Raw genomic sequence first — 21,525 nt, 5'->3', positions numbered from 1 at the left:
TATCGTGCTGCGGGTCTCACTTCGTTCGACCACCCAGCACAGCGCGCGCCATGCCAGTTGTGTAAAAACCGTATGTCCCCAGAAAAATCGGCCCGCGAACCGCTGTTTGCTACTCAGTCGAGGTACTCACCAGCGAGCAGGTCGACGCGCTCGCGGGTTTCGTCCGGGATGGCCTCGCTGGGCGTGTTGATAGTGCCTTCGAGGGCGGACCAGGCCCTGCTCTCGAATTCCTCGGGCATCGAGCGCACGGCTTCCTCGACGACCGCGTTGATGGACTCCTGGTTGGCTGCGGCGTTTTCCAGGACTTCGTCGAGCGTGACCTCGTTGTCGGTCTTCCAGACGTCGTAGTCCGTGATGCCGGTGACCGTCGCGTAGCTCATCTCCGCTTCGCGGGCGAGTTTCGCCTCCGGAATGGCCGTCATGCCGACGACGTCCCAGCCCTGCTCGCGGTAGAATTCGGATTCGGAGCGAGTCGAGTACTGCGGGCCTTCGATGCAGACGTAGGTACCGCCTTCCTCGACGTCTGCGTCGATGTCGGCGCGCTCGGCCGCCGCGGCGAGGTGCTCGGCCATCGGCGGGTCGTAGGGGTCGGCAAAGCCCATGTGGACGACCATGCCGTCACCGAAGAAGGTGTGCTCGCGCTGACTCGTCCGGTCGAAGATCTGGGTCGGGACGACGAGCGTCTGCGGCGGCAGGTCCTCGCGCAGGCTGCCGACTGCGTTCGTCGCGATGATGCGGTCGACGCCGACGGACTTCAGCGCGTAGATGTTCGCCTTGTACGGCGCGTTCGTCGGGGTGTGCTGGTGGTCCGGCCCGTGTCGCGGGAGGAAGGCGACCTCCTTGCCCGCGAGTTCGCCGAGCGTAATCTCGTCCGAGGGCTCGCCGAAGGGTGTCTCGACACGTTGCTTCTCCACGTTTTCGAGTGGCAGGGCCTCGTAGATGCCGCTGCCGCCGATGACGCCGATGGTCATACTGCCACGGTCACGCGGCGCGGATAAAACGGCTACGAGTCGTCCGCCGAGGACGCCTCGTGGTCGCGGTCGAACCCGTATCGCAGGTCGACCAGCCAGCGCCACAGGGCGAAGGCGGCGTTTCGATACGCCAGCAGGTAGGCGAAGGTCGCCGCACCCAGAAGGGTCAACACGGGACCGAGCAGTAACCGCGGGTTGCCCTGCACCGAGGACATCGGCGGAGACAGCACCTCTTGCAGGACGAAAAAGAAGGCTGCGAACTCGACCGAGAAGATGGCCGCCGTCTTCGCGTCCTCGCCGTCACCCGCCATCAGGAACGCGGTGAGGGTCACGAGGAGGATGCCAACGAAGCCGGGAGCCGACACGAGCGACTGCTCGCTGAGCAGCCAGCGAACCGGGTAGGTCGCCAGCCAGCCCGGGATGAGGAGCGGAATCGACCGCCCGGCCCGAGCGAGGAGTCGGTCGGAGCGCTTGTCGTAGTCGCCGACGCTCACGTGTTCGGTTGCTTCGGTTGCTTCGGTTGCGTCGGTCGGCGTCTGCTCGTTGTCTGTCTCGACTGCTCCATCTGTTCTCTCGTCGTTGTCCGAGTCCGCGACCGGTCGCTCTTTCTCGGCCGTCTCCTCACTCATCGACGGCCACCTCCAGCGCCGTGAGACCGGAGTCTCGCAGCGCGAACAGGTGGCCGTCGGCGTAGGCGATGTCGTGTACCTCGTCCTCGCCCGCTCCGCCGGGAAGCGGGTGGCGAGACCGAACCTCGCCGGTCTCGGGGTCGAACACGCTGACCCCGGCGTCGTGGTGACAGAACAGGCTATTTTGGGTGCGGACCACCCCACCGATGTCACCGTCGATAGCGTGGGTCCACACTTCTTCCCCTGTGTCGACTCGCAGCGTGATGAGGGCGGTGTCGTACCAGAACACGTGGACGAGGTCGCCGTCGGTCACGAGCCTGGCGAGTTTCGAGTCGGGTTCGACCCGCCAGCGGGTCTGCCCGTCTTCGATGTCGAGCGCCTGGACGACGCCGTATTCGAGACCATCGTTTTTGACTCGCCCGACCACCAGCAGGGTATCCTCAGTCAGTGCGAAGTCTGGTATCTCCGCCTCGATCTCCTCGGTTCGCCACCGTTCTGACCCGTCCCGCGCGTCGATCGCGACGACGGGTCCCGAGTGGAGAGCGCCCGCCTCCGTGGCGTACACCACGTTCCCGTCGGACGCGAGCGGGGACAGGCGGGCCATCCGCAAGGAAGGATCTTCCGTCACCCAGTGCCGGAGACCGCTCGTCACGTCGTATGCAGTGAGTCCTGCCCGGTCGGGGAGGAACACGACCGACCCGACAGGGAGGTACGTGTCGTCGAAGGCCTGTCCGACGCGGAGTCTCGGCAGGTCTGGCAGTCGCCACTCGAACGCCCCGGACGTGTCGAGTGTCTGGAGCGCTTGGTCGGTCGGACAGAAGACCCGGCCGTCGGCGACCGCCGGTGTCCCCTCGAAGCCGTCCGAGTAGCCCTCGGCGCTGGCGACCGTGGTCGGGCCGTGTCGCCACGAGACCGTCCCGGTCGCGGCGTCAAAGGCGAGCAATTCGTGAGAATCTGCCGAACTGTACGAGTCGCCGACGACTACCGTCCCGTCGGCGACGGCGAATTCGGAAGCGAAGTTCCCGTCCAAGTCGGTTCGCCACGCTGTTCCGGTGATGCCGCCGTCCTCGATGGGGACGAATCCCCGTCGTCGGGGCGTCCGGCCGGGCATCGGCCACGCCGCGGTCGACGCCTCGAACGAGGTGTCGAGCTCGTCGCGGAACAGCGACGGGCGGACGTACTGGCCACCGGCGACGGCGGCCGACCCGACGAGGAGGAGTTCACGTCTGGAGAGCCAGTGCGCGGGACCGTTCATGATTCAGACAGCATTTCGTAGTGATAAATATCTCTCGGTGCGGACTATCACGGCTCGTCGGCCCGGTGGTCGTACCTGATGGACCCGACGAACCGACCGAACTGCCGGGCGAAGTGCTCGTCGCCACCGCGATAGGCGACGACGTACGCGACGAGTATCGCGGCGAGAAGGTTGGCGAGAACTGGGGCGAAGACTATCGGCGGTCCGGCGAGGGTGTTCCCGAACTGCCCAGCGGTGTAGGCCAGTGCCGAGAATAGGAGTGATGTCACCCCCGCGAACAGGAAGAAGCGACTCGTGTCGTACGACTCGTCGGCGATGAGCACAGCGAGGATGAAGACTACACTGTTCAGTTCCGACTGCGCGAATGAGAAGTACGTCCCGACGACGAGGACGATTGGGAACAGGACGACGCTGAGTGGGAGCATGATGACGAATCCCCAGCCGATGCGGCCGAGAAGGCCCATCTCAGGCCACCTCCAGTGCCACGACGTGCGTGTCGGTGACGACGTACAGGCGGTCGTGGGCGACGGCCAGTGGTCCCCCGCTGGCAACCGCCCCGGCACGGAGGTCGATTCGGTTCCGAAGCGACCCGTCATCGCTGTCGAGGACGAGCAGCGACTCGCCGTCGTTGACGACCAGTCGCTCGTCGGTACAGACAGGGCTGTGCGTGTACCTCCCGAGGGCCGCCTGTCGCTCCCACCGGACGTCGCCGGTGGTCGCGTCGAGTGCTCGAATCGTCCCATCGTCGCCGGCCGGGTCGGGGAGGTAGACGGTCTCTCCGTCGGTGATCACGCTCGAACCAGTTCGGCTCTCACGCCGCCAGCGGACCTCGCCCGCGGCGGGGTCGAACGCGACGAGCGCGCCACCGCCATGCCCGTGTTCCAGGAGGAACGCGAGGCCGCCGCCGTACGCGCCGGTCGTCGTCGGGCCGGGCGAGAGCACGTCGAGCGTCGTCTGGGTCGGTGTTCGGTCGTTCACGTCGACCACGCCTGCGGCTCCACTCGCCAGCAGGCAGACGACTCGGCCGTCCCCAGCGACGATAGGGTTCCAGTTCGACTCCTTGGAGACGTGCCACTGTTCGACGCCGGTCTTCGGGTCGTACGCCCCGACCCCCGCGTCTTCGCCGACGCCGAGGAGCGTGTCGCCGAGCGGGAGTCGCCTGTAGAGTCGGCCGGAACGATTCCACCGGCGGTCGCCCGTCTGCACGTCGGCCCCAGCGGGACCGGTGTCGGTGGCGAAGACGACCGTTCCATCGACGAGCGACAGCGCGCCGACACGGTCCATCGCGTACCCGCTCCAATCAGCCCGGTTCGTCCAGCGTCGCTCGCCTGTGTGAGCGTCGAGGGCGACGAGCCTGTTCACCTCGTTCGTGACGAGGGTGTCGGCACCGACGACCAGTCCTCGGACCGTACTGCCGCCTGCCGGGATGGCGGTTTCCCACACGGTCTCGAACTCGTCACCGAGTGCGGTCTCGACGTAGCCGTCTCGGCGTGCCGACCCGCCGTCGATAGGCCACGGCGCGCCAGGCGCGTCGAGGTCCGGCGTGCCAGTGAACAGGTCCGGTGTGACGGTCTGTCCGGCCAGTCCGGCACCGGCCGCCACGAGGAGGAGGTCACGTCTCGAGAGCCACTGCGCGGGACCACTCATGATTCAGACAGTATTCTGTGGTGATAAATATCTCTCGGTGCTCGCCGTCCGCAATCATCGTCACAAATGCCGAGTTCGGGACTCGTCGACTCAGAGGTCGACTACGAGTCCGTCGTCGTCGTCCCGTCGATACGTCGTCTCGAACGGGTCAGACCGCTCACGCATCGTCTCTCTGAGCCACGCCGCCTGCTCCTCATCGGCGCGGGAGACGCCCTTGTCGATGTGGGTGGGGACGAGGCGAACCGAGCCCAGTTCGTCGCCGTCGAGGGCGACTTCGAAGAGGAAACTTTCGTCGTTCTGCACCCGGTTGACTACGCCGAAGTCGTCGACGAAGTTGCCGGTGTCGTGGAGGACGAGTCCGTCCCCGTACTGCTCTACGGCCTGCACGACGTGTGCGCTGTGGCCGTGGACGATGTCGACGCCCTGGTCGACGAGCCAGTGACCGAAATCGACGTGGCGGTTGGTGGGTCGCTCGGTCCAGTTCTCACCCCAGTGGACCGAGACGACGAGAACGTCCGGGTCGGTCGACTTCGCCCGTTCGAGCATGTCACTGACGACCCATCGCGTCCGTTCGTTCTTGCGGTCGGCCACTGCGTAGGCGATACCTGGGCTGTCGGCGGTCGCAGCGTACTCCTTCGCGTGTTCGGAGACGGAAACTGCGGCGAAGTCCAGGCCGTTCACCGAGAACGTGGCCGGTTCTCGCGCCGCGTCGACAGTTTCGCCAGCACCCGCGACCGTGATGTCGGCGACCGAGAGATGGTCGATGGTGTCGACCAGCGCGTCTGCCCCGTAGTCCATCACGTGGTTGTTCGCCAGCGAGGCGAACTGCACGTTCCCGGCGCCGAGTGCCGGGACTGCCCACTCGGGGTCACCTCTGAAGTAGTACGACCGGTCGGGGAATCGCTCGCCCTTCTTCGAGAGACAACACTCCAGATTGCAACAGACCGCGTCGAGTTCCTGTAGCCGCTGGTGGAGGTCACCCCAGATGCTGGCCGGGTCGACGCCGTCCTTTCCGTACACGTCGTCGAGGTCGCGGCCGACCATGGTGTCACCCCCGAATCCGACGACCGTTCGGTCGGTGGCTTCGAGCGTGCTCGGCGACTGCTCGGTCGCCGTCGGCCGTGTCGTCGATGTCCGCGTCGGTCTCGGCGTCTGTGTCGACGATTTGTCATCTTCACCGCCGCCCGGAATGGATGGGCTCCCGAGGCAGCCGCTGACGGCCATGGCCGCGAGAAGCGCTCGTCGGCTACGTCCTTTCGTCTCGATATCGTGTCGTTCGACGCTTCGGCTCTTGGGCATTTTGTTTGTTCAACTAACGTTTCCGGGTTAGGAGGCCCCTACCGGGCGAAAGCGGCCGTTCAAAGTTCTATTGGTGATTGTCATAGGTTCGGTTTCTTCAGAGACTCCCTCGTCAACTGCAGCGCGAATTTCGAAACTGTTCAGTCGTCGTTTCGCGGCGGGGTCCGCCGCCGCCGGCAGCCGTGACAGATGCTATCGTCCCCTAGGAGTCTTGATAAGAGTAGAGACCGTTTCGATTCGTAATGGTAGAACCGAAGGTCAAAAACGACATCACCGAGGGTGAACTCCTTCGGCCGATGGTTCGGTTGGCGTGGCCGATGGTGGCCATCCAGCTATTGCAGGTCGCGTACAACCTCGCCGACACGGCGTGGCTCGGGGCGTACTCCTCGAACGCGGTCGGCGCGCTGAGCCTCGCCTTTCCGCTCATCTTCTTCCTCATCTCGGTGGGCGGCGGGTTCACGGCGGCCGGTGCCATCCTCGTCGCACAGTACACAGGAGCCAAGAGTGACGGCTCCGCCGGCCTCGTCGCTGGCCAGACGGTCACCTTCATCGGCGCGCTGTCGATACTGCTCGGTCTCGTCGGCTTCTTCGTAACCGACGCGATGCTCGGCCTCTTGCCCGCCGACCCGGAGACGAAGGCGCTCATCATTCCGATGGCCGCGGACTACATGCGCATCTTCTTCCTCGGGATGCCGTTCCTGTTCGGCTTCTTCGTGTTCGTCTCGCTGCTCCGCGGCTACGGCAACACGAAGACCCCGATGCGCATCATGCTCGTCTCCGTCGTCGTGAACGTCGTCCTCGACCCGCTGGTCATCTTCGGCGTCGGGCCGTTCCCCGAACTCGGCATCGAAGGGGCAGCCATCGCGACGGTGCTGGCCCGCGGCGTTGCCACGGTGCTCGGCTTCTACATCCTGTTCGCCACCGACGTTGGCCCGGAGATTCGCCGCGAACACCTCGCGCCGGACCTGCCGACCATCCGTGACATCGTGCGCGTCGGCGTCCCGAGCGCGGCCGAGCAGTCGATGTCTTCGCTCGCGTTCATCTCGCTGACCGCGATGGTGGCGACGTTCCCGCCCGCAGTCGTCGCGGCATATGGTCTCGGCAACCGCGTCATCTCGCTCGTGTTCCTCCCCGCGATGGGGCTGGGACAGGCGACGAACACCATCGTCGGCCAGAACCTCGGCGCGGAGCGACCGGACCGGGCCGAGCGTGCGGTGTGGATTGCGGCGAAGTTGGCGGCTGGTGTCCTCGCCGTCGTCGCGCTGCTCATCTACGCGTTCCCGACGGTCATCCTTCGGCCGCTGATGAGTGCCGACACGGCGCAGGCCGCGGAGACGCTGGTGTACGGGAGTGAGTACCTCCGCGTCGTCGCCATCGCGTTCGTCGCGATGGGACTGTTCCCCGTGTTCCTCGGCGCGTTCCGCGGTGCGGGCGACACCACGACCGCACTGGTGTTCTCCGTCGTCGCGCTGTGGCTCGTTCGCGTCCCACTGACGTACTACCTCGTGTTCGACCTCGGCTGGGGCACGACCGGTATCTGGACTGCAGTCGCGATTGGTGACGTGATTGGGGCTATCGCCGCAATCCTCTGGTTCACGCGTGGGACGTGGAAGAAGTCCCTGGTGGACCGCGAAGTGGACGACGTCGACGTGGCGACCGACGGTGGCGTCGACGAAGAATAGGCCAGCCCCGCGCCACCTGCTGTTTCTGCTACTCCTGCTGCCCGCGAACGTCCTCGTACGCGGCTCTCGTCGCGTCGAACAACTCGCGGCCGAACGCCGTACTGATTCTCGGCTCTGCTGTGGCGAAAAACTCGTCCAGATGGTCGTACTCCGCGAAGGCGTCTGATGCACCCGGTTCGTACCGATTCTCGCGCTCGTACACGACTGCCTGCAGGCACATGTCGACGAGGTCCATGTCCTTCACGAATCGCGCCTCCGGCGAGTCTCGCGCCTCGTACTCGTGCCACAGGTCGCGCACGTCGGCGAAGCCGGCGAGCAAGTCGTCGATAGCGGCGGCTTCTGCGTCGGCTTTCTCAGTAGCATCGTACGTCTCGGCAGATTCGTCGGCTCGCGTCGCCCAGTCGCCCGTCTCGGCTTCGGCCACGTCGTGGACGACGGCCATGCGGAGTGCGCGGTCCGAATCGACCCCGGCCTCGTCGGCGAACAGGAGCGTCAGGTAGGCGACGCCCCACGAGTGCGCGGCGACCGACTCCGGGTCGGCGATACCGCGGAGTTGCCAGCCGGTTCTGGATTCGTCTTTGAGTGCGAACGCGCGAAGCAGCGCAGAAAGGTCGGTCGCTTCAGTCGATTCGGTCTCGTCCATGCGATAGTCGGCAGCTCAGACCAGTTGCCACTCGCGGCCGACGCGCTCGGCGATACCGCGGCGGTCCATCTCGGTGAGGACCTCGGTCAGCCGGTTCGGCTGGGCGATCTCCATCTCGATGCGCTGGAGGTCGTGGTCTTCGGCGAGGTAGTGGCGGATGTCTGCCTTCGTGAAGCGCTCTTCGTCGACGCGCTCCATGAGCCCGGAGATGATGTCGATCATGTCCTCGATGAAGTTCCACGGGTAGACCATCCAGGCCCACTCTTCGAGGCGCTCGCCGATGTAGTCCGGTTCGAACTCGCTGGTCTGCAGGAGTTGGAGGGTTGCGGTCCGGACCTCGCCGGGGTTTCGCTCCTCGACGTACTCTTCGGCGCGCTTGATGGAGCCACCGGTGTCTGCGATGTCGTCGATGATGAGGACGTCCTTGCCCTCGACGCTGCCTTCCGGCATCGGGTAGCGGACCTGCGGCTCGTCTGCTTTCTGGGCGGTGCCGACGTAGTGTTCCATCTTCAGGCTCGTGAGGTCGTTCAGCCCGAGGAAGTCACAGATACATCGTCCGGCGAACCAGCCACCGCGCGCCAGTGCGACGATGACGTCGGGTTCGAACTCGTCTGCCTTCACGTCGTTACTGACGTCTCGGCAGAGCCCGTAGATGTACTCCCAGTTGGTGATGGTGCAGTTGAAATCGTCCGGGAGGTCGCTCATACTCTCGACTCCCGTCCGTCGCCACTTAACCGTTTACAGGTCGATTGCGGCGGTTCTCACACGAGAGGCGGTCTCATTCGATTCGCGTGAACATCCCCCGCGACGCCGGCGCGGTGTACTCGAAGCCGAAGCGTTCGTAGAATCCCTCCACGTCGGCCATGAGGTTGACGTACGCCCCCGATGGCGCGTGCTCGTCGAGGTAGTCCATCAGTGCGGCTGTAATCTCGGTGCCGAGGCCTTGCCCCTGACAGTCAGGATGGACCGCGATATCGACCAGTTGGAAGACGGTGCCGCCGTCGCCGACGATGCGGCCCATGCCGACGACCAGTTCCTCGGGGTCGTCGGTGTCGTCCGTCTCGACCACTGTCACGCCGAAGATGCTGTTCGGCAGTCCCTGTCGGGCCGCGTCGAGTGCTCGTGGAGCCATGTCGGCTGCCTCTCGTAGTGCAAGATATCTCTCAGGTGTCGGTAGTTCCTCACGGAGTTCGAAGGGCATACTCGGTAGGCGGCCGCGGGGGTCGTAACCGTACCGCCCGCTGGGTCGCCGACGGGCGTGTCACCCGAACTCGCTTCGAAGCGACCCCCGGTCTATCTTCCCGGTCGCAGTTCGCGGGAACTCGTCGACGAAGATGACGCGTTCGGGCACTTCGTGACTCTCCAGTTTGCGCTCACAGACTCGTTTGATGTCTGCTGCCGAGACGGCACCTTCGCTGCGACGCTTCACGATGGTGGTCACCGTCGTCCCGCGAACGTCGTGCGTCGAGTCGATGATGGCGACCTTCTGGACCGGTTCGATTTCGTAGATGACCTCCTCGATTTCGTGCGGGTAGATGTCGCCACAGCCAGTGGTGAACATGTCCTCGATGCGGTCGACGACGTAGAGGAACCCGTCGTCGTCCTGCCAGCCGATGTCGCCCGATTTGAGCCAGCGCTGGCCGTCGCGCTCGACGAAGGCGTTCTCGGTGAGCTGGTCTCGGTTGTACTGCGGCGTGACGGTGTCGCCGCGCCAAAATAGCTCGCCGCGCTCGCCCTGTGCGACGGGCTCGCGGCTTCGCAAGTCTTCGATACGGACGTCGACCGCGTTCGCTATCGGTGGGCCGACGCTGCCCGGTCTGCGGCCGTCGGCTGTCGGGCTGTTCATCGTCGCCAGCGGCGTCGTCTCGGTCATCCCGTAGCCTTCGAGGAGTGTGCAGTCGAGCAGTCGCTCCACGTCGTCGATTCGCCGTTTCGGCATCGGTGACCCGCCGACACCGACGTACTGGAGACTCGTGAGGTCGTACTCGTCGATTCCCTCGTAGTCGAGCAACTCGACGACCATCGTCGGAATCAGGAAGGTGTAGGTGACCTCGTTGGCCTCGATGGCAGCGAGAACGGCTTCGATGTCCCACGATTCGAGCAGGTGGTTCTCGGCTTCGAGCGCCAGAAACGGCGTCGTGGTGATGTTCAGGCCGGTCACGTGGAAGCACTGACAGACCGTGAGGGCAACGTCGTCGCGGGACCACTGATTCGCCTCGATGTAGCCGGCCGCGTTCGCCGCGAGGTTTCCGTGGGTGTGGTAGACGCCCTTCGGCGCGCCGGTCGTCCCGGAGGTGTACAGCAGTTCGGCGAATTGGCCGGCCCGGCGAGGAACTGGGTCGTGTGTCGGTGCGCCCGCGTCGCGCAGGTCCGAGTAGGTGTGGCGCGCGCCGTCGACCCCGGCGAGGTCGGCATCGTGGTGCTCGCTCGTGACGACGGCGACGGCCTCGCTGTCGGTCAGGACGTACTGAATCTGTTCGTGGGTGAAGCGCCGGTTGACCGGGACCGCCACAGCCCCGCGCTTGAGGACGCCGAGGTACGTACAGACGAATGCGACGCTGTTGGGCATGCTGATGGCGACGTGGTCGCCCGCGTCGACGCCGTGACTGGCGAGCGCGTCTGCGACCCGGTCTGACTCGTCGGCCAACTCCTCGAAGGTGCGCGTCCCGCGCCGGTCACCGACCGCGGTGGCAGTCGGCGTGTTCCGTGCTGCACGGTCGACGGCGGTGGCGAAGTTCACGAACGATGGTTTGATTCTATCGTGGAAGTCACTTTTTCGCAATATTTGATACGTTAACCGAGCAACACGAACTCGGAGAACCGGCCGGACCGGGCAGTACCCCAGACGACCGATTTTCGTTCGGCATTACCGGACAAGTGCCGGAACCCGTGTCTGCGCCGCGGTCAGTCCTGTGAGAAAATCAGATTCGCCTGTATCTCGTCGGCGGATTCCTGCACCGATTTCACGAACGTCGTCTCCTCGATTGGGCCATCGAGACCGCTCCGTGCGGTGTAGATAGCGATGGCACCGTGGACGGTCTCACCGGTGACGATGGGTGCGGCGACGCCGACCATCCCGGGAATCAGTTCCTCGTTGTCGACAGCGTATCCAGCCTCGCCGATTCGGTCGAGTTCCGTTCGGAGGGCTGGTTCGTCGGTGATGGTCTCTCGCGTCCACGCGGGCAAGCCGTGGTCTGTGACGATTCGTTCGACAGTCTCGTCGTCTTCGTTCGCGAGTATCGCCTTCCCCGGCGCGTTCGTGTGGAGCGGCGGTCGTCGCGGGTACGTCGTGGCGTTCTGTGTGAATCGCTCTCGCTGCGACTGCGGCGCGAGCAGAATCGCGGATCGCCCGTGTTCTGCCGTCACCAACTGGACGTACGTGCCCTCGCCGACGGCGTCCGACAGAGCGAGCGTCTCGTCGCGGCCCTGCACGAACAGTTCGTTGGCGTTCCGGGCGCGTTGGCCGACGTGGAGATACCGCGTACTAAGTCGATAGCTGCCGCCGTCGTTCACGACCGAGCCGACGCGCTCCAGCGTCCGCAGGTGGTCGTGTGCCGTGCTCTTCGGGATGCCGACTGCGTCGGCGACCTCGGTCACGCCGACCGTTCCTCGTTCGACGAGGACGTCGACGATGTCGTGCGAGCGCTTGACCGCCGAGACGGGGTACTCGGTCATACGCCGACTTCGGCGGACTACCGCTTAGTTCGTCCGGTGATACCGAACAGAACACAACCTCTCGAAAATCACTTCTCGAAGAATAACCAAAATAATTACCTGACAGAATTATTGTTTATGTACTGAATTGGGTGAGAATTGGGTGAGTGATATCTGCAGTATTTTTCGTATATTTTGTAGCAATAATAGCAGTACGGTACGGGTCCGAATGGAATTATCCAATACGTGAAAAGAACCGATTCCGAGTGTACTCTGAAAGCTTACAAAAATATTATCTAAGGGTGGTCCAACGGTAATTGTGTAGAAGGTGTCACAGAATATCATGCACGATTCCAACGACACGTCGGCGACGCGCCGCGGAGTCATGAAAGGCATCGGTGGCCTCGCCGCGTTGTCCATGTCCGGTGCGACCTTCCCCGAAGCAGAGGCAGCCATCACCGACTCGCTCCCGAGCGACCCGCACACGGCGGACACGTATCGGGCCATCGTCGATGCCATCCTCCCGCGCACGCCACAGCTCGAAGCCGAACTCGGCCCGGAACACGTGCCTGGCGGCCTCGACGTGGAACTCGAGAAGTTCCTCATCTGGGACTTCAACCACTTCCAGGAGATTCGCGCAGAGATGGTGACCCAACCGGGCCTGCTCGGTGGCGTCCCCGAGGACAAGATGCCGGTCAGCATGTTCGAGACGGTACTCGACGACACCGGTGCCGGGTCGGCACTCGACGCCGTGTTGGACCTCGCAGACCTCACGCTCCTCGAACTCACCGACCTGCTCAGTAGTCTCGGGTTGACGACCGACGAACTCGAAGCACACCTCACTTTCGGGGACTTCGCCCGCATGGACGTCTCGTTCGCCACCGATATCGAGACCGAGACCGGGCCCGCCGAGTTCGACCTCGTCGTCGAAACCGCGAACGACACGGTCCACCAGGTGCTCCAGAACTACCCCTACGCCCCGGCGTTCACCATCGTCTTCGACATCATCGCGGCCGAGTTCATCGCGCTCGGGAAGAACGAAGACGCCATCGAGCGCGACCGAACCGAGTTCCCCGGCGGCGGCACCTTCACGCAACTCTCGCGTGAGGACCGCCTGCGCTGTCTCTGGACTATCGTCGATGGAAGTGTCGTCGACGACCTCGATGAACTGCTGTCGCCGCTCGTGCCCGACGTGGGTATCCTGAAGTACGTCGTCATGGCCGTCAACGGCCTGCACGGCTTCGGCTACTACACCGAGTGGTCCGGCCTCGGCGAGACGAAGACGAACACGCCGAACGAGCGCGAGATGCAGAAAGACGCCGGGGAAGTCCAGAGCCGCCAGCAGTCCGGCTATCCCGGCCCCGCGCCAGGCTACGCGGCGAACTGGCGACACGCGGTCGACGGCGGCTTCGACGACCCCGACGCGGACGAATTGAACCTCCCCGACGACCTGACCGGCGATGACGTGGTCGACGGCATCGGGGGTGGGACCGAATGAACGACCCGGACGTCGTCGTCGTCGGTGCCGGTGCGGACGGCCCTGCCGCGGCGTGGAAACTCGCCCACGACCACGGTCTCGACGTGTTGCTGCTCGAAGGCGGCCCGTGGCACGGCAACGAGCAGTGGCCAGAACCGCACGCTGACGCGGGCGGGACGGTCAGTACCGACCCGAACGACCTCGACGGAAAACTGCTCGACGAGCAGTTCACCCACCGCGAGGCCGACGCGAACGACCCGACGTACGGCTATCTGCGCGTCGGCCCGGCCGACCACTCTCGCGCGCCGTGGTTCCGGAACCTGCACCAGAACGCGTTCATCTGGCAGATTTCGGCGGTCGGTGGCACGTCGCTGCACTACTTCGCCAACCACCCGCGAGCGTATCCGACGGCCATCGACGACCAGGGCCACTGGCCCATCGACTACGAGGAACTCGTCCCGTACTACCAGCTCAACGAGGAGCTGACGAGTACGCAACAGGCCCCGATGACCGCCAAGGAAGAGGTGTTCATCGAGGGCGCGACGAACGCGGGCTACCCGCTCCTCGAGTCGAAGAACGTCACCGAGACGGGCTGGCGGCCGCAGGCGAACGCGGTCGAGGTGCCCGGTCGTGAGACCTCGACCGGCGAAGAACTCGACGCCGACTATTCGGGCTCGTTCAGCTACGACGACGGCTTCCGCGGCGACACGCTCGTCGGCGACCACTTCCAGGGCTCGTCGACGCCGGTCGACGCACCGGTCCGCGACAAGGCCCGGAAATCGAGTAACGTCGGCTACGTGCCCCGCGCACTCGACACCAACGAGAACGACTCGATGGGCAACGTGGCGCTCCGGCCGAACGCCTACGTCACGAACATCGAGACGGACGATAGCTGGGGCTCCAGCGAGGCGACCGGTGTCACCTTCCGCGACTCGTGGTCCGGCCAGAGCCAGACCGTGAACGCGGACGTAACCGTGCTCGCTGGCGGCTGTATCGAGACGCCGCGGCTCTGGCTCAACTCCGGCCTGCCGGACGACGGCTGGGTCGGCAAGGGCCTCACCACGCACTGGTTCGACTGGGTCGTCGGCGTGTACGACGACGACGCCGTCGCCGAAATCAACCCGGAAGAGGAGCACATGGACCCGTACGTCGGGCAGAACTCCGCTGTGCGCTTCGACAAGCCCGGCATCGGCGGCATGGAGGACATCGGGATGTCGCCGGGCCTCGTCTCCTACGCCGACTATCTGTTCAGCCAGGCTGGCTACAGCTTCGACACGCCGGTCGACCCGGACGAACCGTGGGACACCCGCGGCTACGTCGTCGGCGAAGAACTCAAGCGTCGGATGTCGAACTACAAGCAGTCGAAGGCGCTGCTCATCCTGACCGACGACCTGCCCCGGCAGGACAACGGCGTCTCGCTGGACAACACCTTCAGCGACGAACACGGCCCGGTCCCGAAGGTGAAGTACGAACCGCACCCGGACGACGACGCGAAGCGCGACGAGTTGTGTCGCATCGCGGCACGTATCCACCGCGAGGCCGGTGCCTCGCACGTCCACCGGTGTGACTGGCCGCCGCTCCTCTTGCACATGCAGTCGTCGATGCGCATGGGCAAGGTGCTCGACGAGAACGCCGAAGCGTACAACGTCGACCGGCTGTTCGTCGCGGACCACTCCGCGCTGGCGAACGGCCTCGGCGGCCCGAACCCGACGAACAGCGGCCAGGCGCTCGCGCTCCGCACGGCGGACAAGATAGCTGACTTGTACTTCTAAAAGATAGGGCACAGCACTCCCACGGCGGCATACGTTTCTCCGGCAGTTCGTGCGGCGACGGTCGCCGCACAGCCACTACGTTCGAACTGCTCACCATCGCGTCACTTTCAAGTGAGACGAACCGCAATCGCTGGCAATGTCTCTGCAAACTGAGTTCCCGAGTTCGTGGGCTGACCCGCGCTACGTCGCGGCGGTGGTCGGTGTCCTCGCAGTCGGTGCTGTCGGCGTGTTCACCGGGACGAACCCCGGCGGCCAGTCCGGCGCGACGTTCGCGTTCCTGTTCGGTGTGGTGCTGTTCGCGGCCGCGAGCGCGCCCGTCGTGGCAGAACGATTCCTCTGAGTCGGTAGTCCCGAACCAGCGGCCACGGTCGACGCGCCAGATTCTTTGCACGACCTGTCTTCGTGCACATCATGGAGACCTACCGGGTGTTGCAGGTGGACGCGTTCACGACGGAGCCACTCGCCGGGAATCCGGCTGGTGTGGTGCCGGACGCCGAGGGACTGACCGACGAACAGATGCAGAAGGTAGCCGCAGAACTCGCGGTGTCGGAGACGGCGTTCGTCTTCGAAAGTGACGACGACGAGACGGATTTCCACGTCCGGTACTTCACGCCGACGCAGGAAATCGGCCTGTGCGGGCACGCGACGGTCGGGACGTTCGGCCACCTCTACGAAGACGGCGTGGTCGAGGCCGACACGTACAGCGTCGAGACTGCGGTCGGCGCCATCGACGTGACCGTCGAGAACGACGGAACGGTCTGGCTCACGCAGGACTCAGCACAGATTCGTGAGGTCGAACTGGACTACGAGCGAGTCGCGTCGGCGCTCGGTGTCGACCCGGCCTCACTCATGGACGTGGGGGCGGACCTTCCGCTCGCGGTCGCCTCGACCGGGGTTCGCTACCTGCTCGTGCCGGTGAACTTCCTGCAGCACCTCGGTGGCGCGAGTCCAGACCTCGCCGCGATTTCGGAACTGAGCGAGGAACTGGACGTGACCGGGGTCTACCCGTTCACCTTCGACGCGGTCGGGCCGGAGTCGACCCTGCACGCCCGGATGTTTGCCCCCGCGGCTGGCGTTCCGGAGGACCCGGTGTGCGGTACCGGCGCAGGTGCCGTGACGGCGTATCTGGACCACTACGGTGCGTTCGCCGACGAGTTCCCCGAAGAAGTGGTCATCGAGCAGGGCCACTACGTCGACAGAGACGGCGAGGTCCGGGTCCGACTCGACCCGGTTCGCATCGGTGGCCGGAGCGTCACCGTGCTGGACGGGTCGCTGGTCGTCCCGGAACTGGAAGAAGACGAAATTCTGGAAATCTGAGTCTCAGCGGAGCGGGTCGTCCTCGTCACCCTCGTCGGTGGCCGACTCGGTGGTCCGGTCGCTGGACCGCGACTGGTCACTGCCAGTAGCCCGGTCGCTCGCAGACGACTGCTCACCCTGCCGTGACGTTCGCTCTTCGCGGAACGACCGCGAAGTAGTGCCGTCGTTACCGCTCGTGTTTCTGCTGTCCGTGTTGCTGTCGCTTGCTGCCGAATTGCCGGACGAGGAGCGACTCCCGCGACCGCTCGAACTGCCGCGGCCTGACTGGCCGGATTGTGCATCGTCGCTCCCTGCGCCAGTGGTGCTTCCGCGCGACGAGCCACGACCACCGGCCGTGTCCGTGCTCTCGCTACCCGACGACGCACTGCTCCCGCTGGCGCGGCGCGACTGTCGGGACTCGCGCTGACTGGTCGAACTGGCGGCGCTGCCACCCCCGGAAATCGACCCGCCGATTCCGTCGTCGCTCATGTTCTTGCGCATCTGCGAGCGGAGGTCGGCCTCCATGCTCGACAGCTGGTCGTTGACCACGTCGAGGACTTCGCTCTTCAGTTGCTGGTCGGTCTCTGCAGCCCCACCGACGGCCATCGCGCGGTCGACGGTGCGGACCATGGCGATGGACTTCCCGACTTGCCAGACGAACAGTCCGACGAGCGTCAGGACGACGAAGACCATCAGGTTGGCCGTCTCCCTCGCTCGGCTGAAGTCGTCGATGACGTACTGTGACGCCTCGGCGAGTCCGAGATAGACTCCCAACGCGATGAACAGCGCGCCGACGGCGAACGAGAGGAACGCCAGCGCCCGGTAGTACGAGACGAGTTTAAGCGTCTGCTTGGCATCCATGGCCGGAGAGTCACGGTCGCTGATTATAACGCCACCGGCTACGTTGCTTGTCACCAACCGTGTCGCGGTGGCATCCGTTGGGGGATGTCCCCCGGTGACATTCCTCACTGGAGTGATGCAACCGCCGGTCGTGGTCGTCGTGCAGCAGTGTCGAAACACTGAGGGAAAGGTTACTCGGTACCGAGTACTTGATTTCTAAAAACCGGTGTTTTCTGCCTTTCCAACTGCATATTAACTCGATTTCGAGTGTCCCCCATTATGGTTTGTCGGAATCTTCTTGTGCTGTCACGGAATCCGTCAGCATAGGAATGGCAGTACTCTGGCTGGACGAAATCCGCTCTGACGATCTCGAATCCGTCGGTGGCAAAGGTGCCTCTCTCGGTGAGCTGACGGCCGCGGGACTTCCGGTCCCGCCGGGGTTCGTCGTGACAGCGGACACGTACCGAAAATTCATCGAAGAAGCGGGAATAGACGAAGAACTGTTCGAGGCAGTCGACGTGGACGTGGACGACTCTGCCGCGCTCGCCGAGGCCGAGTCGCGCGCGAGCGAACTCATCCTCGACGCCCCGTTCCCCGAATACCTCAAGGAGGAGATTCTCGGCGCGTACGCGAACGTCGACGACGGGGAAGCGTTCGTGGCTGTGCGTTCGTCCGCGACCGCGGAAGACCTCCCGGACGCGTCGTTCGCGGGCCAACAGGAGACGTTCCTCAACATCACCGAGGAGGAACTGCTGCAGAAGGTCCGCGAGTGCTGGGCGTCGCTGTTCACCCAGCGCGCCATCTACTACCGCAAGCAGCAGGGATTCGACCACGAAAGTGTGAACATCGCCGTCGTCGTCCAGTTGATGGTCGACGCCGAGAAGTCCGGCGTCATGTTCACCAGTCACCCCTCGACTGGCGAACCCAAGATGATCATCGAGTCCGCGTGGGGACTCGGTGAGGCAGTCGTCTCCGGTTCCGTCTCCCCCGACAACTACGTCCTCGACCGCAAGAAGGACGAAATCGTCGAGGTGACAATCGCGGACAAGAAGATGATGATGGTCAAAGACCCCGACACGGGCAAGACCACCGAAATCGAAGTCCCGGACGACAAACGCAACGCTCGCGTCCTCTCCGACGAAGAAATCGGGAAGCTGCGAGAACTCGGCGAGACCGTCGAAGAGCACTACGACACGCCACAGGACGTGGAGTGGGCCATCGTGGACGGCGAAGTCTTCATGCTTCAGTCCCGACCCATCACGACCATCGCCGAGGGCGCCATCGGCGAGGCCGACGAGACTCGCGTCGACGAAGAGGTCACGGACGAAGCCACTGCCAGTACGGATGGAAGCGGTACGGCCGCGGCGCAGGGTGCGTCCGGCTCGGACGTCCTCGTGCAAGGTCTCGGCTCCAGCCCCGGCATCGCCTCCGGCGCGGCCCGCATCGTCAAAAAGCTCGACGAACTCGACAAAGTCGGCGAGGGTGACATCATCGTCACCGAGATGACCACGCCGGACATGGTGCCCGCGATGAAGCGCGCCGGCGGCATCATCACCGACGAGGGTGGCATGACCAGTCACGCCGCCATCGTCTCGCGCGAACTCGGCGTCCCCGCCGTCGTCGGGACCGCCAACGCCACGTCCATGCTCTCGGACGGCCAGATGATTACGATGGACGGCGACAAAGGCACCATCCGCGAAGGTGCCGTCGAGACGGGCCAGCAAGAGCGCGAACCCGTCGAAGAGGTCCGCCCGCAGTCGCCCGTCAAGCCGATGACCGCGACCGAGGTCAAGGTCAACGTCTCCATCCCGGAAGCCGCAGAACGCGCCGCCGCGACCGGCGCCGACGGCGTCGGCCTGCTCCGCATGGAGCACATGATTCTCTCGACGAACAAGACGCCCCAGAAGTACATCGACGACCACGGCGAGAAGGCGTACGTCGAAGAGATAATCGACGGCATCCAGGGCGTCGCCGAGGAGTTCTACCCGCGACCGGTCCGCGTCCGCACGCTCGACGCGCCGACCGACGAGTTCCGCCAGCTCCAGGGCGGCGAGGACGAACCCGAGGAGCACAACCCGATGCTCGGCTACCGCGGCATCCGCCGCAGCCTCGACAAGCCGGAACTGTTCAAGCACGAACTCGAAGCGTTCCGTCGCCTGTTCTCGATGGGCTACGACAACGTCGAAATCATGTTCCCGCTCGTCAACGACGCCGAGGACGTGATTCAGGCCCGGAACCTCATGGAGGAGGCTGGCGTCGACCCAGACAAGCGCAAGTGGGGCGTAATGATCGAAACGCCCGCCTCCGCGCTCTGCGTCGAGGACATGGCCGAGTGCGGCATCGACTTCGCCTCGTTCGGGACGAACGACCTCACCCAGTACACGCTCGCCGTCGACCGGAACAACGGGAACGTCGCCGACCGATTCGACGAACTCCACCCGGCCGTGCTCGAACTCATCGGCCAGACCATCCGCAAGTGCCGCGAGCACGACGTGGCCACGTCCATCTGTGGACAGGCCGGCTCGAAGCCCGAGATGGTCCAGTTCCTCGTCAACGAGGGCGTCTCGTCCATCTCCGCGAACATCGACGCCGTCCGCGACGTCCAGCACGAGGTCAAGCGCGTCGAGCAGAAGCTGCTGCTCGAATCGATTCGCTGAACGCGGGACCGACCTGCGACGATTTTCCGATTTTTCACCCGGCGACGTGAGCCGCCGTAGTCGGTCTGGCACGCGAGGGATGAGCACCGCAGCGGAACGAAGTGGAGTCGTTCGAAACGGCAAAGCCGTTTCGTGATGTGGCCAGAAACCGTGTTTCTGGCTGCCTGCCGGACGCAGTCCCGCAATGTCGTCAGAGGCAGAGCCGCTGACTGCTAACCGGAATCGTCGATTCCGGTGATGACGAGAGAGCAAAGCTCTCTCGAACCACGAGGAGCGAAGTCGGATGGGGAGGGTGTGGCTGCGGTCATGTTCCATCGGAGATAGTGACCTGCTCGTCGGAATGAGATTTTCCACGATAACAGACGAAACCACAGTCGCCGATACTGACTCAAAACCACGAAAAAGTTTACTTAATTCGTAAACTTTTCGCGGGCCAACGTCCCGGTAGTATAGTCACTTCAGCGTATCGTGCTCACTCCTTTTTTACGAAGCTGGCACTTCTCTGTACGTGAAATCGACAGCCAGCGCAAGCGTCGCAGTCGCGCTCATCGTCGCCCTCGCGGGGTGCATGGGTAGCCTCGGCGCGATCGCCGGAGCGGAGTCGGCCGCCTACCCGCCGGGGGTAGACGAAACAGGCGTCACGGACGTCAGCGAACTGCTGTACGCCCACGAGGAGGCGCTGTACACGAACGGGTTCGAACTCACCGCGAATGTGGCGACAGAGACGACCAACGACACGATGGAGTCGACGACGACCGTCTCGGTCAGCCCCGATGGGACGTTCCTGCTCACCCAGAACGACATGGCCGGTGACGACACCTTCGAACGCGTCGTCTACGGCGACCAGCAGACGGCGTACGAGCGCCAGACCTACGGCGACGACGTGACCTACAGCGGGTACAACGTCGAAGCGACGTACGGTGAACTCACTCGCCTCGACCTCGTCGCTGGCCTGCTCGATTCGGTCCCGTTCGAAGTGACCGAGTCGAACGGCGTGACCGTCCTCGAAGCGACGGACGCGACCATCCGCAACGACGACGGTGACAAGGCGACTGTCACCGCGACGGTCACTATCCGCGAAAACGGCCTCATCGAATCGCTGACGGCGGACGTGCAGTCCGGCAGCGGTGACGAGGCTATCACGAACACCATCGACATGACCGTCGAGACGGGCAACGTCGCCGTCTCGAAGCCTGGCTGGGTCACTGCGAAGGCATCAGAGATGACGATGGTCGACCTCTCGTTCGCGCTGGAGAACGGCGCGCTGGTCGTCACCCACGAGGGCGGTGACGTGATTCCGTCCGGTAGTGAACTGTACGCGCAGTTCGTCGACGACGATGGCGAACAGGACATGGTCGTCGCAGTACTTGACCAAGACCTGAAGCCGGGACAGAAAGTGACGGTGTACAACGGTGAGGACGTGCTGACGACCGCCTATATCGGCCAGCACGACAAGCCGGACGACACGACGGCCATCACCGGTAACGTGCAGGTGTCCGTCTACAACGGCCCCGAGACCGTCGAAATCGGGTTCGTGACGAGCGACGAAGAGTGAACAGAGCTTGTCAGTAGCGGATTCAGCACCGGCATCTCGGTGTCGGCACCTTCGAACCGTATTTTTTCGAGTTGATCACTGTCCCGACAGCCGAGGCTATCGGGAATGACGAGGAGAAACCAACCGATGCTGGGGGACGCCACCAGGA

At 64.4% G+C, this 21,525-nt stretch carries 19 protein-coding genes; 7 read left to right on the top strand and 12 right to left on the bottom strand.

The window, feature by feature from the left end:
- Positions 1–113 precede the first annotated feature (113 nt).
- The 6 genes from mtnP to ACSC1P_RS14400 all read right to left on the bottom strand — a co-directional run bounded on the left by mtnP (position 114) and on the right by ACSC1P_RS14400 (position 5,801).
- Positions 114–971 (bottom strand): S-methyl-5'-thioadenosine phosphorylase, encoded by an 858-nt coding sequence (gene mtnP / locus ACSC1P_RS14425; protein ID WP_435360891.1) that lies wholly within the window; start codon positions 969–971, stop codon positions 114–116.
- A 32-nt stretch (positions 972–1,003) separates the two neighbouring features.
- Positions 1,004–1,600, bottom strand: a complete 597-nt coding sequence (locus tag ACSC1P_RS14420; protein ID WP_435360890.1) for a hypothetical protein — start codon at positions 1,598–1,600, stop codon at positions 1,004–1,006.
- Positions 1,593–2,855, bottom strand: a complete 1,263-nt coding sequence (locus ACSC1P_RS14415) for a PQQ-like beta-propeller repeat protein (RefSeq protein ID WP_435360889.1) — start codon at positions 2,853–2,855, stop codon at positions 1,593–1,595. Before ACSC1P_RS14415 ends, ACSC1P_RS14420 begins: the two co-directional genes overlap by 8 nt.
- A gap of 47 nt (positions 2,856–2,902) precedes the next feature.
- A complete protein-coding gene (locus ACSC1P_RS14410) occupies positions 2,903–3,319 on the bottom strand; it encodes a hypothetical protein (protein ID WP_435360888.1) in 417 nt (138 codons plus the stop codon).
- Position 3,320: 1 nt separating this feature from the next.
- Complete coding sequence (locus ACSC1P_RS14405; RefSeq protein WP_435360887.1) at positions 3,321–4,502, bottom strand: outer membrane protein assembly factor BamB family protein; 1,182 nt, start codon at positions 4,500–4,502, stop codon at positions 3,321–3,323.
- A gap of 90 nt (positions 4,503–4,592) precedes the next feature.
- Positions 4,593–5,801, bottom strand: coding sequence for a CapA family protein (locus tag ACSC1P_RS14400; protein ID WP_435360886.1), 1,209 nt, complete (start codon positions 5,799–5,801; stop codon positions 4,593–4,595).
- 242 nt (positions 5,802–6,043) lie between these two features.
- Between ACSC1P_RS14400 and ACSC1P_RS14395 the strand changes: the two genes are divergently transcribed.
- Positions 6,044–7,483, top strand: a complete 1,440-nt coding sequence (locus tag ACSC1P_RS14395) for an MATE family efflux transporter (RefSeq protein WP_435360885.1) — start codon at positions 6,044–6,046, stop codon at positions 7,481–7,483.
- A gap of 28 nt (positions 7,484–7,511) precedes the next feature.
- Here the strand turns inward: ACSC1P_RS14395 and ACSC1P_RS14390 are convergent, their stop codons facing one another.
- From ACSC1P_RS14390 to ACSC1P_RS14370, 5 genes are all read right to left on the bottom strand, one after another.
- On the bottom strand, positions 7,512–8,126 hold the full coding sequence (locus tag ACSC1P_RS14390; RefSeq protein ID WP_435360884.1) for an HD domain-containing protein: 615 nt from the start codon (positions 8,124–8,126) through the stop codon (positions 7,512–7,514).
- A gap of 15 nt (positions 8,127–8,141) precedes the next feature.
- Entirely contained in the window at positions 8,142–8,831 is a 690-nt protein-coding gene (locus tag ACSC1P_RS14385; protein ID WP_435360883.1) for a phosphoribosyltransferase, read from the bottom strand.
- Positions 8,832–8,904: 73 nt separating this feature from the next.
- The gene (locus ACSC1P_RS14380; RefSeq protein ID WP_435360882.1) at positions 8,905–9,327 is read right to left on the bottom strand and encodes a GNAT family N-acetyltransferase; all 423 of its coding nucleotides are present in this window, start codon (positions 9,325–9,327) and stop codon (positions 8,905–8,907) included.
- A 60-nt stretch (positions 9,328–9,387) separates the two neighbouring features.
- Complete coding sequence (locus ACSC1P_RS14375) at positions 9,388–10,866, bottom strand: class I adenylate-forming enzyme family protein (protein WP_435360881.1); 1,479 nt, start codon at positions 10,864–10,866, stop codon at positions 9,388–9,390.
- 164 nt (positions 10,867–11,030) lie between these two features.
- Positions 11,031–11,801, bottom strand: a complete 771-nt coding sequence (locus ACSC1P_RS14370; protein WP_435360880.1) for an IclR family transcriptional regulator — start codon at positions 11,799–11,801, stop codon at positions 11,031–11,033.
- A gap of 322 nt (positions 11,802–12,123) precedes the next feature.
- Here ACSC1P_RS14370 and ACSC1P_RS14365 point away from each other — a divergent pair, with 322 nt between their 5' ends.
- From ACSC1P_RS14365 to ACSC1P_RS14350, 4 genes are all read left to right on the top strand, one after another.
- Positions 12,124–13,278, top strand: coding sequence for a hypothetical protein (locus ACSC1P_RS14365; RefSeq protein ID WP_435360879.1), 1,155 nt, complete (start codon positions 12,124–12,126; stop codon positions 13,276–13,278).
- On the top strand, positions 13,275–15,029 hold the full coding sequence (locus ACSC1P_RS14360) for a GMC family oxidoreductase N-terminal domain-containing protein (RefSeq protein ID WP_435360878.1): 1,755 nt from the start codon (positions 13,275–13,277) through the stop codon (positions 15,027–15,029). Before ACSC1P_RS14365 ends, ACSC1P_RS14360 begins: the two co-directional genes overlap by 4 nt.
- A 136-nt stretch (positions 15,030–15,165) precedes the next feature.
- Positions 15,166–15,369, top strand: coding sequence for a hypothetical protein (locus ACSC1P_RS14355; RefSeq protein ID WP_435360877.1), 204 nt, complete (start codon positions 15,166–15,168; stop codon positions 15,367–15,369).
- 71 nt (positions 15,370–15,440) lie between these two features.
- Positions 15,441–16,346, top strand: a complete 906-nt coding sequence (locus ACSC1P_RS14350; RefSeq protein WP_435360876.1) for a PhzF family phenazine biosynthesis protein — start codon at positions 15,441–15,443, stop codon at positions 16,344–16,346.
- 3 nt (positions 16,347–16,349) lie between these two features.
- Here ACSC1P_RS14350 and ACSC1P_RS14345 read toward each other — a convergent pair whose 3' ends face one another.
- Positions 16,350–17,186 carry an NfeD family protein gene (locus ACSC1P_RS14345; protein WP_435360875.1) on the bottom strand — a complete coding sequence of 279 codons (837 nt, stop codon included), beginning with the start codon at positions 17,184–17,186 and terminating at the stop codon, positions 16,350–16,352.
- Between the two features lie 308 nt (positions 17,187–17,494).
- Between ACSC1P_RS14345 and ppsA the strand changes: the two genes are divergently transcribed.
- Both ppsA and ACSC1P_RS14335 read left to right on the top strand, forming a co-directional pair.
- A complete protein-coding gene (ppsA, locus tag ACSC1P_RS14340) occupies positions 17,495–19,822 on the top strand; it encodes a pyruvate, water dikinase (protein WP_435360874.1) in 2,328 nt (775 codons plus the stop codon).
- Positions 19,823–20,330: 508 nt separating this feature from the next.
- Positions 20,331–21,377: a hypothetical protein gene (locus tag ACSC1P_RS14335; RefSeq protein WP_435360873.1), complete on the top strand. Its 1,047-nt coding sequence runs from the start codon at positions 20,331–20,333 to the stop codon at positions 21,375–21,377.
- Positions 21,378–21,525: the final 148 nt, after the last annotated feature.

It is taken from the genome of Haloarchaeobius caseinilyticus (genome assembly GCF_051207395.1).
Classification (GTDB): Archaea; Halobacteriota; Halobacteria; order Halobacteriales; family Natrialbaceae; genus Haloarchaeobius.
The sequence above is the reverse complement of the archived record's forward strand: the minus strand, read 5'-3'. Positions and strand labels throughout refer to the sequence as shown.

Bases quoted from the DNA above. Each gene is read 5' to 3' on its own strand.
- ACSC1P_RS14385 (WP_435360883.1), bottom strand. From the start codon at position 8,831: ATGAGCGACCTCCCGGACGATTTCAACTGCACCATCACCAACTGGGAG.
- mtnP (WP_435360891.1), bottom strand. From the start codon at position 971: ATGACCATCGGCGTCATCGGCGGCAGCGGCATCTACGAGGCCCTGCCA.
- ACSC1P_RS14380 (WP_435360882.1), bottom strand. From the start codon at position 9,327: ATGCCCTTCGAACTCCGTGAGGAACTACCGACACCTGAGAGATATCTT.
- ACSC1P_RS14350 (WP_435360876.1), top strand. From the start codon at position 15,441: ATGGAGACCTACCGGGTGTTGCAGGTGGACGCGTTCACGACGGAGCCA.
- ACSC1P_RS14360 (WP_435360878.1), top strand. From the start codon at position 13,275: ATGAACGACCCGGACGTCGTCGTCGTCGGTGCCGGTGCGGACGGCCCT.
- ACSC1P_RS14345 (WP_435360875.1), bottom strand. From the start codon at position 17,186: ATGGATGCCAAGCAGACGCTTAAACTCGTCTCGTACTACCGGGCGCTG.
- ACSC1P_RS14365 (WP_435360879.1), top strand. From the start codon at position 12,124: ATGCACGATTCCAACGACACGTCGGCGACGCGCCGCGGAGTCATGAAA.
- ACSC1P_RS14400 (WP_435360886.1), bottom strand. From the start codon at position 5,801: ATGCCCAAGAGCCGAAGCGTCGAACGACACGATATCGAGACGAAAGGA.
- ACSC1P_RS14355 (WP_435360877.1), top strand. From the start codon at position 15,166: ATGTCTCTGCAAACTGAGTTCCCGAGTTCGTGGGCTGACCCGCGCTAC.
- ppsA (WP_435360874.1), top strand. From the start codon at position 17,495: ATGGCAGTACTCTGGCTGGACGAAATCCGCTCTGACGATCTCGAATCC.
- ACSC1P_RS14405 (WP_435360887.1), bottom strand. From the start codon at position 4,502: ATGAGTGGTCCCGCGCAGTGGCTCTCGAGACGTGACCTCCTCCTCGTG.
- ACSC1P_RS14415 (WP_435360889.1), bottom strand. From the start codon at position 2,855: ATGAACGGTCCCGCGCACTGGCTCTCCAGACGTGAACTCCTCCTCGTC.
- ACSC1P_RS14420 (WP_435360890.1), bottom strand. From the start codon at position 1,600: ATGAGTGAGGAGACGGCCGAGAAAGAGCGACCGGTCGCGGACTCGGAC.
- ACSC1P_RS14370 (WP_435360880.1), bottom strand. From the start codon at position 11,801: ATGACCGAGTACCCCGTCTCGGCGGTCAAGCGCTCGCACGACATCGTC.
- ACSC1P_RS14390 (WP_435360884.1), bottom strand. From the start codon at position 8,126: ATGGACGAGACCGAATCGACTGAAGCGACCGACCTTTCTGCGCTGCTT.
- ACSC1P_RS14395 (WP_435360885.1), top strand. From the start codon at position 6,044: ATGGTAGAACCGAAGGTCAAAAACGACATCACCGAGGGTGAACTCCTT.
- ACSC1P_RS14410 (WP_435360888.1), bottom strand. From the start codon at position 3,319: ATGGGCCTTCTCGGCCGCATCGGCTGGGGATTCGTCATCATGCTCCCA.